The 15,291-nt window shown below is 58.5% G+C and carries 15 protein-coding genes; 6 read left to right on the forward strand and 9 right to left on the reverse strand.

Annotated elements, in window-relative coordinates; all coding sequences use genetic code 11:
- Positions 1-3 precede the first annotated feature (3 nt).
- Positions 4-612: a gamma-glutamyl kinase gene (locus ACG74X_RS06875; protein ID WP_411233496.1), complete on the reverse strand. Its 609-nt coding sequence runs from the start codon at positions 610-612 to the stop codon at positions 4-6.
- A 181-nt stretch (positions 613-793) separates the two neighbouring features.
- Here ACG74X_RS06875 and recA point away from each other — a divergent pair, with 181 nt between their 5' ends.
- From recA to ACG74X_RS06895, 4 genes are all read left to right on the forward strand, one after another.
- The gene (recA, locus tag ACG74X_RS06880) at positions 794-1,870 is read left to right on the forward strand and encodes a recombinase RecA (protein WP_411233497.1); all 1,077 of its coding nucleotides are present in this window, start codon (positions 794-796) and stop codon (positions 1,868-1,870) included.
- A gap of 179 nt (positions 1,871-2,049) precedes the next feature.
- Positions 2,050-4,725, forward strand: coding sequence for an alanine--tRNA ligase (gene alaS / locus ACG74X_RS06885; RefSeq protein ID WP_411233499.1), 2,676 nt, complete (start codon positions 2,050-2,052; stop codon positions 4,723-4,725).
- 3 nt (positions 4,726-4,728) lie between these two features.
- Entirely contained in the window at positions 4,729-5,016 is a 288-nt protein-coding gene (locus ACG74X_RS06890) for a DUF1330 domain-containing protein (RefSeq protein WP_411233501.1), read from the forward strand.
- Positions 5,013-5,492, forward strand: a complete 480-nt coding sequence (locus ACG74X_RS06895) for an MOSC domain-containing protein (RefSeq protein WP_411233503.1) — start codon at positions 5,013-5,015, stop codon at positions 5,490-5,492. The genes ACG74X_RS06890 and ACG74X_RS06895 overlap by 4 nt, the downstream gene beginning before the upstream one ends.
- A gap of 6 nt (positions 5,493-5,498) precedes the next feature.
- On the opposite strand, the gene typA is transcribed toward ACG74X_RS06895, so the two are convergent.
- Complete coding sequence (gene typA / locus ACG74X_RS06900) at positions 5,499-7,319, reverse strand: translational GTPase TypA (RefSeq protein WP_411233505.1); 1,821 nt, start codon at positions 7,317-7,319, stop codon at positions 5,499-5,501.
- 38 nt (positions 7,320-7,357) lie between these two features.
- Positions 7,358-7,540, reverse strand: a complete 183-nt coding sequence (locus ACG74X_RS06905; protein WP_411233506.1) for a hypothetical protein — start codon at positions 7,538-7,540, stop codon at positions 7,358-7,360.
- A gap of 103 nt (positions 7,541-7,643) precedes the next feature.
- On the opposite strand from ACG74X_RS06905, the gene ACG74X_RS06910 reads away from it, so the two are divergent.
- On the forward strand, positions 7,644-8,225 hold the full coding sequence (locus ACG74X_RS06910; protein WP_411233508.1) for an outer membrane protein: 582 nt from the start codon (positions 7,644-7,646) through the stop codon (positions 8,223-8,225).
- Between the two features lie 73 nt (positions 8,226-8,298).
- Here ACG74X_RS06910 and ACG74X_RS06915 read toward each other — a convergent pair whose 3' ends face one another.
- The 6 genes from ACG74X_RS06915 to ACG74X_RS06940 form a co-directional block, all read right to left on the reverse strand.
- Positions 8,299-8,628 carry a DMT family transporter gene (locus ACG74X_RS06915; RefSeq protein ID WP_411233510.1) on the reverse strand — a complete coding sequence of 110 codons (330 nt, stop codon included), beginning with the start codon at positions 8,626-8,628 and terminating at the stop codon, positions 8,299-8,301.
- A 116-nt stretch (positions 8,629-8,744) separates the two neighbouring features.
- Positions 8,745-10,280 (reverse strand): trimethylamine methyltransferase family protein, encoded by a 1,536-nt coding sequence (locus ACG74X_RS06920; protein ID WP_411233512.1) that lies wholly within the window; start codon positions 10,278-10,280, stop codon positions 8,745-8,747.
- A gap of 371 nt (positions 10,281-10,651) precedes the next feature.
- Complete coding sequence (locus tag ACG74X_RS06925) at positions 10,652-11,884, reverse strand: multidrug effflux MFS transporter (protein WP_411233514.1); 1,233 nt, start codon at positions 11,882-11,884, stop codon at positions 10,652-10,654.
- Positions 11,885-11,963: 79 nt separating this feature from the next.
- Positions 11,964-12,329 carry a potassium channel family protein gene (locus tag ACG74X_RS06930; protein WP_411233515.1) on the reverse strand — a complete coding sequence of 122 codons (366 nt, stop codon included), beginning with the start codon at positions 12,327-12,329 and terminating at the stop codon, positions 11,964-11,966.
- Positions 12,326-12,970, reverse strand: a complete 645-nt coding sequence (locus tag ACG74X_RS06935; protein WP_411233517.1) for a DsbA family oxidoreductase — start codon at positions 12,968-12,970, stop codon at positions 12,326-12,328. Before ACG74X_RS06935 ends, ACG74X_RS06930 begins: the two co-directional genes overlap by 4 nt.
- A 69-nt stretch (positions 12,971-13,039) precedes the next feature.
- Complete coding sequence (locus ACG74X_RS06940; RefSeq protein ID WP_411233519.1) at positions 13,040-14,548, reverse strand: class I adenylate-forming enzyme family protein; 1,509 nt, start codon at positions 14,546-14,548, stop codon at positions 13,040-13,042.
- 77 nt (positions 14,549-14,625) lie between these two features.
- Here ACG74X_RS06940 and ACG74X_RS06945 point away from each other — a divergent pair, with 77 nt between their 5' ends.
- Entirely contained in the window at positions 14,626-15,246 is a 621-nt protein-coding gene (locus ACG74X_RS06945; RefSeq protein ID WP_411233521.1) for a helix-turn-helix domain-containing protein, read from the forward strand.
- The last annotated feature ends 45 nt before the right edge of the window (positions 15,247-15,291 follow it).

Here is a 15,291-nt window from a genome sequence, read left to right on the forward strand (position 1 = left end):
GTACTATCTGGTGCCCCCAATGGGAATCGATTCCCATAACGCAAAATCGGCGTGGCGTGCTGTGCGCACCAGCGCCTGTGTGTCTGCGGATGCGGTTAGGGTTTGGGCCGGGGATACGTTAACAGGGGCAATTTGGGGCAAATCTCCCAGGCGAGACGATAAAAACGCCTTTAGTCCCTCTTGATCTTCGTAGCGAAACAGATGGCGCACCGAAACGCCGTTTGGGCGCGCTTCGACAAATTTCGATTGATAGCCCACATTGGCGCAGGCGGGGGGGCGCGCTTCGCAACTGGCTCTTAAAAATGCATCAAACGACAGGCCTTTGGTCGAGACAGGCCGCCCATCCAACGCGGCGCGCTGGCGATACCGATACCAGCTGCCCAGCCAATCCATGGGGTCCCGAATAACCGCAACAAGATCGAGGTCATCGGCGCCCATCTTTTCGAACATTGGGCGAAAGAACCGGTTATACCGATAAAGCGGCGCGTGTTTTAGTTCCGGCGGATCGCTTACCACCAAAGACGCGCGGGGCCCGAGCGCCTGTTGATAGGCCTGTGTGCCCGTCTTTGGCACCGACAACAGCACCAGCCGTTCTTTCCAAAACACCAACATTGACGCCTGCCTTGTCGTTAAATTGACGTTATAAACCACTCCTTAACCATCAGGCGCAACAGTGGGGATGAAAATAACGATTGAAATGTTCTCTTTTTGGTCTCATATTGTTTGAGAACAAGAGGCGAACAAAAGCAGCAATTGCCGCCCGCGTATGGGTGTGGAATAAGGATCAAAAGCAATGGCAACGGCAGATCTTCTCACTATGGACAGCAAGCGCGACGCGAATAAGCAAAAGGCCCTCGATTCGGCCCTGGCCCAGATTGAACGGCAATTTGGCAAAGGCTCGATCATGAAGCTGGGCGGGGATAACGCGCTTCGCGATATCGAGGCCACGTCAACAGGGTCTCTGGGGCTGGATATCGCGCTGGGAATCGGCGGTTTGCCAAAGGGCCGTATCATTGAAATCTACGGGCCGGAAAGCTCGGGCAAAACAACTCTGACGCTGCATTGCGTTGCGGAAGAGCAGAAAAAAGGCGGGGTGTGCGCCTTTGTCGATGCTGAACACGCCCTTGATCCGCAATACGCGCGAAAGTTGGGTGTTGATCTGGATGAGCTGCTGATTTCCCAACCCGACACGGGCGAACAGGCGCTTGAGATCACCGACACATTGGTTCGATCCGGCGCGGTGAGCCTTGTTGTTGTGGACTCGGTTGCGGCGCTTACACCCAAATCCGAACTTGAAGGCGATATGGGCGACAGCAGTGTTGGCGTTCACGCCCGTTTGATGAGCCAGGCCATGCGCAAATTGACCGGATCCATCGCCCGGTCCAATTGTATGGTGATATTTATCAACCAGATCAGGATGAAGATCGGCGTGATGTTCGGCTCGCCCGAAACGACCACAGGTGGCAATGCGCTGAAATTCTACAGCTCTGTCCGGCTGGATATTCGGCGTATTGGCGCGATCAAGGATCGGGACGAGGTGGTGGGCAATGCGACCCGGGTCAAAGTTGTGAAAAATAAGGTTGCGCCCCCGTTCAAGCAGGTTGAATTCGACATCATGTATGGCGAAGGCATTTCCAAGATGGGCGAGCTGATTGACCTTGGAGTAAAGGCCGGTGTCGTTGAAAAGTCGGGTGCCTGGTATTCCTACGGGGATGAACGGATCGGGCAGGGCCGGGAAAACGCCAAGACCTTTTTGCGGGAAAACACCAAAACGGCGCTTGAGATTGAGGACAAAATCCGCGCCGCGCATGGCCTGGATTTTGAGATGGAGCGCGACGGCGAAGAGGATGACGACATCGTCGAATCCTGAATACGGGGCCTGTGCAGCCCCTCGGATGACAACAAAAACGGCGCATTTTGCATCACAAGACTATCAGGGCGGCCGGATTGGCGGCCCTGTTTGCGTTTTGACGAAGTGTCGCCTGTGGACAGCCCCTCAACCAAGGGCTATTCCACATCGCACCGCAACGCCGCTACATCAGGTCTTACATGCCCACGTTGAATGATATCCGCTCTACGTTTCTGACTTATTTCGAAAAACAGGGACACGAGGTTGTCGCATCAAGCCCGCTTGTGCCGCGCAACGATCCGACCCTGCTTTTTGTAAATTCGGGTATGGTGCAATTCAAAAACCTGTTCACCGGGGTAGAACGCCGCGATTACCAAAGGGCGACCACGTCCCAGAAATGCGTGCGGGCCGGGGGCAAGCATAACGATCTGGACAATGTGGGCTATACGGCACGGCACCATACGTTCTTTGAAATGTTGGGAAATTTCAGCTTTGGGGATTACTTCAAAGACGAGGCAATTGCCTTTGCCTGGGAGTTGATCACCCGGCATTTCGAAATTCCGGCAGAGCGTCTTTACGTCACCGTGTATCACACCGATGACGAAGCGTTTGACATCTGGAAAAAGGTTGGTGTTCCCGAAGACCGGATCATCCGCATCGCCACGTCTGACAATTTCTGGCAAATGGGCCCAACCGGGCCGTGCGGTCCGTGTACTGAAATTTTCTACGATCACGGCGATCACATCTGGGGCGGTCCTCCGGGAAGCCCCGAGGAAGATGGCGACAGGTTTATCGAGATCTGGAACATCGTTTTCATGCAGAACGAGCAGTTCGAGGACGGCTCTATGAAAGCGCTGGATATGCAGTCGATCGACACCGGTATGGGACTGGAACGGATCGGTGCGCTGTTGCAGGGCAGCCATGACAATTACGATACTGACACGATGCGCGCGTTGATCGAGGCGTCGGCGGATGCGACGTCGAGTGATCCGGACGGGTCGGGCAAGACCCACCACCGGGTGATCGCCGACCATTTGCGGTCCACTTCGTTCCTGATTGCCGATGGGGTGATGCCATCGAATGACGGGCGGGGCTATGTCTTGCGGCGGATTATGCGGCGGGCCATGCGTCATGCGCATTTGCTGGGGTCACAAGACCCGGTGATGCACCGGCTGGTGCCCGCTTTGGTGCGTCAGATGGGGGCGGCGTATCCGGAATTGGGGCGGGCGCAGGCGCTGATTGAAGAGACGTTGCGCGCCGAGGAGACGCGGTTCAAACAGACGTTGGATCGGGGTTTGAAACTGTTGGACGATGAGATGTCCAGCCTGCCAGAGGATGCCCCTTTGCCGGGCGCGGCGGCGTTCAAACTGTATGACACCTATGGATTTCCGCTGGATCTGACACAGGATGCCTTGCGCGAGAAAGGCCGCACGGTCGATATTGACGGGTTTGATGCGGCCATGGCCGAACAAAAGGCCAAGGCGCGCGCGGCCTGGTCCGGGTCTGGCGAAGCGGCTGATGCGGCGGTCTGGTTTGACTTGGCCGAGGAACATGGCGCGACGGATTTTCTTGGATATGACACCGAAGCGGCAGAGGGTCAGGTGCTGGCTCTTGTGCAGGATGGGGCCGCTGTGACCAAGCTGGAAGAAGGACAAACCGGCTGGGTTGTGCTGAACCAGACCCCGTTTTACGGCGAGGCCGGGGGTCAAGTTGGTGACACCGGTTGGTTGCGCCGTCTGGAAAACGAGGATGAACAGGCCGAGGTGACCGACACGCAGCGCATGGGCGGTGGCTCTGTTTTGGCGCATCAGGTGACACTCACGCGTGGCACGCTTTCAAAGGGTGACGCGTTGCAGCTTGAGGTCGATCATGCGCGACGCACGTCAATTCGCGCCAATCACTCGGCGACGCACCTGTTGCACGAAGCCTTGCGTCGGGCGCTGGGGGATCATGTTGCGCAGCGCGGGTCGCTGAATGCGCCGGATCGACTGCGCTTTGATTTCAGCCATGGCAAGGGTTTGACCGCCGAGGAATTGCAGCAGGTCGAAGCGGAAGTGAACGCCTATATCCGCCAGAACGCCGCGGTCGAGACGCGGATCATGACGCCGGATGACGCGCGCGCGCTTGGTGCGCAGGCGTTGTTTGGTGAAAAATACGGCGATGAAGTGCGGGTTGTGTCGATGGGCACGCAGACCGGGTCCGGTAAGGGCACGAACGGCAACACCTATTCGTTGGAACTGTGTGGCGGCACGCATGTGCGCCAAACCGGCGATATCGGTGTGTTTGTCACGCTGGGTGACAGCGCGTCGAGTGCCGGTGTGCGCCGGATCGAGGCGCTGACCGGGGCCGAAGCGTTCGCCTATTTGTCCGAGCAAGACCAGCGGCTGGCGGAAACCGCGCTGGAATTGAAAGCGCAGGCGGCTGATGTTCCGTCCCGTGTGCGAGCTTTGTTGGACGAACGCAAGGCGCTGAGCAATGAAGTGGCCCAGTTGCGTCGCGAACTGGCGATGGCGGGTGGGGCCGGTCAGGGCTCTGGCTCCGAGGCACGCGAGGTGAATGGCGTCAAGTTTGTGGCACAGGTGCTGTCCGGGGTGTCGGGCAAAGACCTGCCGCCGTTGATTGATGAACATAAACAACGGCTTGGCTCTGGCGCTGTGCTTTTGATCGCGGATACGGGCGGCAAGGCGGCTGTGGCCGCCGGGGTGACATCCGATCTGACAGGAACCGTGTCTGCGGTTGATCTGGTCAAGGCGGCCGTGCCAGAATTGGGTGGCAAGGGCGGTGGTGGCCGTCCGGATATGGCGCAAGGTGGCGGCGCGTCGGCGGACAATGCCGATGCGGCGATCACAGCCGCTGAAGCCGTTTTGAAAGGATAGACGATGCCTGCACTCTGGATTGCCCATGTGACGGTCACAGACCCGGATGCTTATGCGAAATATGCCGAATTGGCGGGGCCTGCCATTGCGAAACATGGCGGGCACTTCATTGCCCGCGGCGGGCGGTATGTGCAGCTTGAGGGACAGGAACGCCCGCGCAATGTGGTGGCGAAGTTTCCATCGGTTGAAGCGGCGGAAGAGTGCTACAACAGTGCCGAATATCAGTTGGCACTCAACCACGCGCGGGACGCATCCAAACGCGAATTGTTGATTGTCGAAACGACCGAGTGATTGAGCTTCGCACGCTGTTGTCCCGCCATGCGCAGGACGGGCGGGTTGCGTGGATCGGAATTCGGCCCAAACGGCATGACAGCATGGTGCCGCAATCCGATGTTCATGTTTTGCAGGACGGATTGAGCGGCGATCACGCGCGCCCGGGCAAACGGGCTGTCACACTTATTCAGGCCGAACATTTGCCGGTGATTGCTGCGTTGATCGGGCGTCAGGATATCGCGCCGGACATCTTGCGGCGCAATATCCTTGTGTCCGGGTTGAACCTGTCCGCGTTGCGCGGCGCGATCCTGTCTGTGGGGACGGCGCGGCTTCGGATCACGACGGTTTGTGCGCCTTGTTCCCGAATGGAGACAGCGCTTGGGCATGGTGGCTATAACGCGATGCGCGGGCATGGCGGGTGGTGCGCCGAAGTGGTTGCGCCGGGCCACCTGTCATTGGGCGACCCGGTGCAGGTTGTCGAACATGCACAGTGACCCGGCTTAGCTGGTTTTCGACATCCGCTTGCGTTCATGCGGATCAAGATAACGCTTGCGCAGGCGGATCGAATTGGGCGTGACCTCGACCAGTTCATCATCGTTGATATAGGCGATGGCCTCTTCCAGAGACAGGGTGATGGGGGTGGTCAGGCGAACAGCCTCGTCGGTGCCGGATGCACGCACATTGGTCAGTTTCTTGCCTTTCAGCGGGTTCACCTCAAGATCGTTTTCGCGGCTGTGTTCGCCGATGATCATGCCGGTATACACCGCCTCTTGCGCGCCGATCATCATCTTGCCGCGATCTTCGAGGTTCCAAAGCGCATAGGCGACCGAGGTGCCGTTTTCCATCGAGATCAGAACACCGGCACGGCGGCCCGGGATCGCACCTTTGTGCGGGGTCCAGCCGTGAAAGACGCGGTTCAGCACCCCTGTGCCGCGCGTATCGGTCAGGAATTCACCATGATAGCCGATCAGGCCACGGGACGGGACATGCGCGATGATGCGCGTTTTGCCCGCGCCTGCAGGGCGCATTTCGACCAATTCACCTTTGCGCGCACCGGTGAGTTTTTCGATCACGGCCCCGGAATAGTCGTCATCCACATCAATTGTGGCTTCTTCGACGGGTTCCAGCATTTTGCCGTCTTCGCCCTCTTTCATGATCACCTGCGGGCGTGAGATCGAAAGTTCGAACCCTTCGCGGCGCATGTTTTCGATCAGGACGCCCATTTGCAACTCGCCGCGTCCGGACACTTCGAAGGCTTCGCCGCCCGGAGTGTCGGCGATTTTGATCGCCACGTTGGATTCGGCCTCTTTCATCAGGCGGTCGCGGATCACGCGGGACTGAACCTTTTTGCCATCGCGGCCCGCAAGTGGGCTGTCATTGATGCCAAAGGTGACGGTGATGGTGGGCGGATCAATCGGTTGCGCCGCGATCGGCTCTTCCACGGCCAGTGCGCAGATCGTGTCGGCGACGGTGGCTTTTGACATACCCGCAATGCTGACGATGTCGCCGGCCATTGCCTCGTCGATGTCTTGCGGGCCAAGGCCGCGAAAGGCCTGAATCTTGGTCACGCGAAACTGTTCGATTTTCTGGCCCACACGGCTTAGCGCCTGAACAGTTGCACCCACCTTGAGCCGACCGGATTCGACGCGGCCGGTCAGAATACGGCCAACAAACGGATCAGAGCCAAGGGTGGTGGCCAACATGCGGAAATCTTCGTCCTGATGTTTGATCTGCTTTGGGGCAGGGACGTGATTGACGATCAGCTTGAACAGCGCGTCCAGATCCCTGCGCGGTCCGTCAAGATCGGCATCGGCCCAGCCAGAGCGGCCAGAGGCGTAGAGATGCGGGAAATCAAGCTGGTCTTCGTTCGCATCCAGCGTCGCGAACAGGTCGAAACATTCATCCAGCGCGCGGTCGGGTTCGGCGTCGGGTTTGTCGACCTTGTTCAGCACCACAATCGGGCGCAGGCCCAGCGCAAGCGCTTTGGAGGTGACAAATTTGGTCTGTGGCATCGGACCTTCGGCGGCATCCACCAACAAAACCACCCCGTCCACCATGCTGAGGATGCGTTCCACTTCGCCGCCGAAATCGGCGTGGCCGGGGGTGTCAACGATGTTGATCCGGGTGCCTTTCCATTCCACGCTTGTGGGCTTGGCAAAGATCGTGATCCCGCGTTCGCGTTCCAGTTCATTGCTGTCCATCGCGCGTTCAGCCACGGCTTGGTTGGCGCGAAAGGCACCGGATTGCTTTAGAAGCTCGTCCACCAGCGTTGTCTTGCCGTGGTCCACGTGTGCGATGATCGCAATATTGCGAAGGTCCATTGGGTCTCTATCTCGTGCAGGAATGATTTGCGCGGGGGTTACAAGGCCGCGCCCCGGAACACCAGCAAAAAAGCCGCCGATAGAATGTTGCGTTCAGGCAACTTCGGTTCGGTTTCCGGCTGATCGGAAAAATTCGGGCAACTATGCGCCGACCTGAACGACCTCTTTAAGCCATAACGGGCCGAAAGTTCCTCCCGCTCGGTGCATAGCGGATATTCCATTGAAACCATCCGACGAGTTACGACATTACACTCTAAGACACGCCACTGAAGCGCAGTGACGCAGTCGAACGAGACGCGAACAGACAATAAGAAAGGATACGACGTGAAACGTATTTTACTTGGCACGGCATGTGCAGCCCTGACCGGCTCGATGGCATTTGCTGGCAGCATCGACAGTGCACCAGCAGAACCCGTGATTGCCCAACCAGTGGCCGTTGCCCCGGTAACCATGGGTGGTGACTGGACCGGGGGCTATGGTGGTTTGAGCCTTGGCAAAGGCTGGATCACAGGCGACGATCTTGATGACGACGAATTGGTCTATGGTGTCCACGGTGGTTACGATTACGACTTCGGTCGGTTTGTTCTTGGTGGCGAACTTGACTACCAGGCCGGTGATGACCTGAACCTTGGCGCAGAAGACGTGGATGACATCCTGCGCCTGAAGATGCGGGCGGGTTACGATCTTGACCGGACCTTGGTCTATGGTGTTCTGGGTGCAGCACAGCTGAACACAGATAACTTTGAAGATACCGGCTGGGTCGCGGGCGTAGGCGCCGAATATCTTGTGACCGAAAGCATCAGCCTTGGTGCAGAGTATCTGTATCATCAGTTCGACGATTTCGACGATACCAATGTCGACATCGACGCGGACACGTTTTCCTTGCGGGCCAACTTCCGCTTCTAAGCCTTTTCTAACAAAATCGAAACGCGCGCCTTGTTCCCTCGGGCGCGCGTTTTTTTGAATCAGCCGTTGTGGATCAGAGTGTGGCCGTTTTGGACAACAGGTTGATGACCAGAATCCCGCCGATGATCATGGCCAGCCCGACAATCGCAGCCAGATCCAGCTTTTGACCAAAAAGCATAAAGCCGATGATAGAAATGAATACGATGCCAAACCCTGACCACATCGCATAGGCAATTCCGACCGGAAAGGTCTTGAGAGCAATCGCCAACAGATAGAACGCGGCACCATAGGCGATCACGACGATGATGGAGGGTGTGATTTTCGTAAATTGCTGACTGGCCTGCAACGCGGTCGTGCCTATGGTTTCGGCAAGAACCGCAAGCATCAGGATAAGATAGGGCATGGGCTGATCCTTTGATATCGCGGCCAACATGCGGGAATGCGGGGGCAGGGACCAGACCCCAAAGCGGTTGATCCTGGCACATGTCCCGGCTGGTCGGGGATTTTCGGACCCGTGGGTCAGGACAGATGAATGTTGAACCGGGCGCGAATGGCGGTGTCCACATCCGGCGTCAGCCGGGCGCGCGACGGTTGGGCAAGAATGCTGTCTTTTCGGCTGGTTGCGGTGTCGATCAGGATCGGCTGGCCCTGTTCCGCCCATTCCTTGGGGGACGCCCTGTTGCCCAGCGCCGGATAGACATAATCGCGCTGCATGCGACTGAGCGTGTCGTCACTGCCCAGATAGTGACCGGGTCCGCCGACACAGGTGGCGCGCATGACCTCGATGCTGAGATCGTCTTCTGTGACCTCGATCCCGCGGACACAGCGAATGGCCTGCCCAATCAGATCATCGCCCAAAATCAGGCTTTCGTGACAAAACCCCAAAAGCGATGCGTGCATACCGGCCGCCTCGTACACCATATTCAGCCCTGACAAACCCGCCATCACGTTCGAGCACATCTGTTCCCATCCGGCCTGCATATCGGGCAATTTGGCGTCGGCAATGCCCGCCGCCGCTCCGCCGCAGAGACCGTAATATTGGTGCATCTGCGCACATCCCGCGGTCAGCAACGCCTGTTCGCCGGACCCGCCGGACATTGCGCCGGTGCGCAGGTCCGACACGAACGGCCAGGTGCCGAACATGGCCGGATGACCCGGAGCCAGCGCGTTGACATAGACAAGCCCGGCCAGGCATTCCGCCACCGCCTGCACAATGGCCCCTGCGATAGAGGCCGGAGCCGTGGCCCCGGCCTGTCCTGCGCTGAGCAAAAGAACCGGCATTCCGCCACGAATACAGGCCTCCATGACCTCGCAGGATTCGGTTGCGAATTTCATTGGAGGCACAACAAAGCAATTGCTGTTGGACAGAAATGGCCGTGCGCGCCAGCTGTCCTCGCCGCCTGCGATCATGTGCAAGAGGTCAAGCGCGTGGGGCACAAAATCAGGTTGCGTGAAGGACGTGCCGATATGTTTGGTGGTGCCGGAACAGCAGGCGTAGATCGTGTTCAGATCCATTTCCAGGGTGTCGGTCACATCACGGGCGACCATCGGGCGCTGCAGGAAATGAATATTGTCCAGCGTATCCGCGATCCGGGCGGCATCATACAGGTCTTGCAACGTGCTGTCGCGATAGGAGCCGGTGTGAATATCCACCAGATGCACCGCAGCCCCGGCGGTGCCATAGTGAACGCGGGTGCCAGACAGATCGAGATCGTGCCGGGCGTCGCGTCCGCAAAGCGTGATAGAGCGATTGGCGCGTGCCAGCATGTCTTCGACCAGTGCGGGCGGGAATCGAATGCGCCCGTCATCCCCCAATTCGGCACCCGCGTTAGTCATGATTTCAATGCCGGATGCGGGAGCGTCGGACAGCCCGATCTCGTGCAGTGCGCGAAGGGCGGCGTGGTGGATACGGTCAAGATCCGTATCGGCCAATGGTTTGTAGTGGCCTCCGCTCAGTCCGGCACGGATCGGACGCAGGTGATCGGCCAGCGGATTGGCGCGGGCCTCTCGGCGGGCGGCGCGGCCTCCGGTGCGGCGCGGTGAAAGATCGGTCATGGGGGTGGCTTTCGGTAAGAAACAACAGAAACAGGGGGCAGTCAGGTCAGTGTTCCGGTCGTCCTCGGGCCGCCCGGCCACGCCGTGCGCCCGTTGTGCGCAATATGAGGGTCAGAGCGGAGCGTTCCTGCCGCATATCTGTCCTTTTCCTTGCCAAAGCCTGTCGAGGCGCAAAATCACCCAAAGACGATCCCGGATGCAGGACAGCCCTTGGTGAACACGGTGCGGTGTCATGGACTGCGAGTCTGCGCGAATTGCGACAGAATGTCGTTTTCCAGCCTTCGGTCGCAACCGGGCGTGCCCATCCGGCCCGCCGCAGGGGCAGGGATCAGGCGAAGCGGTCTAGCCGATGTCGGGGCACCCGTTCCGGTTCAGTTCATCGGCGACGGAGTGAGCTGCGCCTCGGCCTGCATCATCAGGCGCATGAGCCACAGCGCGAGGCTTGCCTCAAGAAAGGTGGCCATCGCCAGCGGGATCGGTGTTCCGTCAAACAACAGACCAACTGGAATCGCGAGGCTCACTCCGACGACCGTCGCCACAGAGCCGATCACACTGGCCGCCATTCCTGCGATATGGCCCATCGGTTCCTGCGCAATGGCGGCAAGATTGCCAAGGGTCATTCCGGCCTGGAAAAACACAGAGATTTGCCAGACAACAAAAAATCCGAAAAACAGAGTTTCGGAGATGTGACCGGCCCCGGCGGCAAATCCGATCAGAACCAGAAGTGCTGAAAGACCCACCTGCGCCATCAGCATGGCGCGCACCAGAAACATCATGCCAAGCCGCATCACCAGGCTTGCATTCAGAAACCCCGAACTGCCCGCGATGATGGCCACAAAACCGAACCAAAGCGCAAAGGTCTCTGCGCGGCCAAAGGTGATGTCGTAAATCTGCTGGACGCTGGACAGCATGGAAAACAGCATCGCAAAGCACAGCCCCTGAACCGCGATTGACAGGCGCACCACCGGATGCACGAACATTTCAACCACAGCACCGCGCAGCGCATGGAATCGAAACGCCCGCCGCTTTTCGCGGGGCAGAGTTTCGGGCAGCCGCAGCGCCAGCCAGATCGCAGAAATCAGCGCGAAGAGGACAAAACCGTAGAACACAGCGCGCCAGTCATAGGCATTGATCACCACCGACCCCAAAAGCGGGGCAATCGCGGGCACAAGTGTGAAAATGATCATGATGAAGGACACAATCTGCGCCATGCCGCGCCCGGCATAAAGATCACGCACCACGGCCATCGCCACCACGCGCGGACCGGCGGCACCAAATCCCTGCACGACGCGGGCGATCAGCAAAACCTCAAGGCTTTGCGCCTTGGACGCGATGAATGCCGCGATGATATAGACAACCGCCCCGGCCAGCATCACTGGCTTGCGGCCAAACGTGTCAGATAGCGGGCCGGTGACAAAGGTGCCAAGCCCCATGCCAAGCACGAAACTGGTCAGGATCAACTGGGCGCGGTTTATGTCCTGGGGTGTCAGCTCTGCCGCGATTTGCGGAAGTGCGGGCAACATGGCATCAATTGACAGCGCAACGGTCGCTGACAACATCGCCATCAAGGCAATAAATTCGGTGCGCGGCATCGCTTTGGGCATAGATGCTCCGGACAAAAGGATGCTGCTGGCCTATCACCAAGCACGCGCAGCGCCTAGAGGCGGTGTGACAAACGTGGATTTACGGATCGTCAGGTTTTTTGCCGGGCAGTTCTGCGTCTGTATTGGCGGTTTTGTGCGGGTCGATCAAATGCGCGACAAGCCATTCGGCATGTTCTTCACGCTTGCGCATGGCAAAGGCACCGAATTGTTGAATGGCGACCGCAAAGATCCCCAGACCCACGATGATGAACACGGTTGTCCCGATCTTGCCAATCGCGGTTTCCGGCACCAGGCTGCCATAGCCGACGGTCGACAGGGTGATCACGGTAAAGAAATAGGAATCCAGCCAGCTCCACCCTTCGGCCCAGCGGAAAAACACCGTGCCTGCAAGAATGACTGCGGCAAGTGTCGCCAGAATTGTTGCGACTCGGAATCCGTTGATCATGCGTCGAGTGCAGCCCCCTGTTCGATGTCATCCAGCACCTTTAGCCACAACTCGGTGGGTTGCGCCCCGGGGACAGCATGTTGACCGGCCACGATAAATGTCGGCACAGAAGTGACCCCCATACCGCGCGCCGCTGCATCCCGATCAACGATTTCGCGGCGGTCTTCATCGGTTTTCAGAAGGCGCAGGATGACGCTTGCGTCCAAGCCGACGCTGTCGGCGATATCGGCCAGAACATCGTGATCGCCAATGTCGCGGCCCTCGACAAAATACGCCTGAAAGACCGCATCAACGGTTTCGATCTGCCGTTGTTCGATCCCGGCCCAATAGATCACCCGATGCGCATCCAACGTGTTCGGCGTGCGTTTGATGGCCTCCAGGTTCAGCGGCAGGCCCGCGGATTCTGCATTGGCCACCACGGGCGCATAGGCTTTGACGGCCCCGTCCTGACCACCGAATTTGGTCTCAAGATATGTGCGCCGGTCCATACCCTTTGCTGGCATATCCGGATTAAGCTGGAACGGGTGCCATGTGATGACAAACGGATGATCCGGACGCTGTTGAAGCGCGCGGTCAAGATTGGCTTTGCCGATATAGCACCACGGGCAAATCGGGTCGGACATGATGTCAAGCTTGACCATGATCGGTTCCTTATCGTTCTGACGCCTTCGGTTTATCAGATTGCACCCCGAATGGTAAGACGGTCGCCGCTACACGGCTGGCAGATCAGGAAGCTTGCGCCGCACCAGTTTGCCATTGGCATTGCGCGGCAATGCGGCCACGTGACGGAACACACGCGGCTGTTTGTACCGCGCCAGCGTGTCCGACGCCCATTGCTTTAGATGTGCCTCGTCCAATGTGGTATCAGCCGTGTAATAGGCGGCGATAATCCGTGTGTCCGCTTTGATTTCGATATCCGTAACACCAACGTCATGAACATCAGGATGCGCCATCAGCGCGGCCTCAACCTCTAGCGGGCTGACCCTGTACCCGCCTGCATTCATCATGTCATCAGCCCGACCGTGATATAGGATGTCGCCCTTTTGCGTCATCTCTCCGGTGTCGCCGGTCAGGAACCAATCGCCCTGATATTTGGCCTGCGTGGCCTCGGGCTGATCAAGATAACCCAGCATCAAACCAGGATCGGACCGGTGGATCGCGATGATCCCGGTTGTGCCTTTTTCAACCGGACCGGTGGCGTCAACGATCGCCACGCGGCGTCCCGGCTGCGGCCATCCAAGACTGGTTTCGCCCACATGCCCGGTGCCGGGAGCGGTTGAAATGAATGTCGAACATTCGGACATGCCAAAGGCTTCGTATATCCGGGTTCCGGTTCGCTCTGCCCAGGCGGCTCTGGTGCTTTGGGGCAGTTTTTCACCAGCGGACAAGCCATGCCTCAACTTTGGGACATCCAACTTGTCGGACTTTAGGATATTTCTGTAAACACCTGGTGCAGCTGCAAAAATGCTGACTTCGTTGCGCGCCAGCAAAAGCGGGATCTGAGCATGGTCAACGCCTTGCGCCGGGATCAGCGCAGTCGCCCCTTTGGTCCACGGGTCCATCAGGCCCGTGCCCAATGTATAGGTCCAGTTGAACGCGCCTGCATGCATCAGCCGGTCACTTTCGGTCAATCCATACCACCCGTTCATCATCATGCCCCGCGCCCAGATCGCCCTGTGCGCATGACACACGGCGCGCGGAACGCCCGACGTGCCAGAGGTGAAGATGATATAGGCCAAGCGGTCTGGATCGCCGAATTCATAGGCGGCTGGCGCAAGGTTGGCCCAGTCTTTCATCTGTGACGTGGTCAGGATGCGGGTGTGCGGCGGGCAGGAGGTCACGCCATCATGCAAAACGGCTGCAGGCTGTGTCACATCCACCAACACGCTGACTTCGCGTTCGGTCAGTTGCGAAGATGTCGGGACAGGGATGATGCCAACAGCAATCGCCGCCAGGTAAGCCACTGGGAATTCAACCGTATTTCCAACGCGCATCAAAAGGTGATCGCCGGATGACAGCCCGGCCTCACGCAATCCCGTGGCGCATCCAAGGATCGCTTGCTGCAAGCGGGCATAGCTCCAGCGTTGCGCACCTGTGGGTGTGACAATGGACAAAGCGATCTTGTCAGGTGTGCGCGCGCCAGCCGCCATGACATGGGCTGTCATGTTGAATTCGGATGGGCAGGCCGGATAGGGGGCGGTATCGGAAAGGGACGTCATCCCATAGCCCTATGAGCCATTTGCTGCAGGTGCAAGCACACGTTGCGTGCCGCGTGAGGCGCGGATATAGCAAAGTCATGTCTGATGATCCGAAAACCATGATACGAATTGCCCGTGACGGTGGTGGGGAAGAGCATCCCGAGCCCGTCAACCTGGGTGAACGGGTGCGCGATCTGCGCAAAGCGCGCAGCTGGACGCTTGAACAGGCCGCGCAACAGGCAGGATTGGCGCGGTCGACGCTTTCGAAAATCGAAAATGGTCAGATGTCGCCCACCTATGACGCGCTCAAGAAGCTGGCGACCGGATTGCAAATCGGCGTGCCACAGCTTTTCACGCCGCCGCAGCGGGACCGGATCAATGGGCGAATGGCCGTCACGGCCTTTGGCAAGGGTCAACGTCACGCCACAACCACTTATGAACACGAGCTTTTGGCCGATACGCTGTCGAAAAAGCAGATGCTGCCTTACCGCGCCCGGGTGCGTGCGCGCAATGTCGATGAATTTGACGGCTGGGTGCGTCATGACGGGGAAGAATTTCTTTATGTTTTGACCGGAGTGGTCAAACTCTACACCGAATTTTACGAGCCGGTTGAAATGCGCCGGGGCGACAGTGCGTATTATGACGCCGCGATGGGTCATAATGTTGTGTCTGTGTCAGACGAGGACGCCACCGTTCTTTGGGTAACATCGCTGATGTAATTCGTAATCTATTACTTAATGTGTCACATTGAGGCATTTCTATAG

This window comes from Marivita sp. S0852, from assembly GCF_046591575.1.
Classification (GTDB): domain Bacteria; phylum Pseudomonadota; class Alphaproteobacteria; order Rhodobacterales; family Rhodobacteraceae; genus Marivita.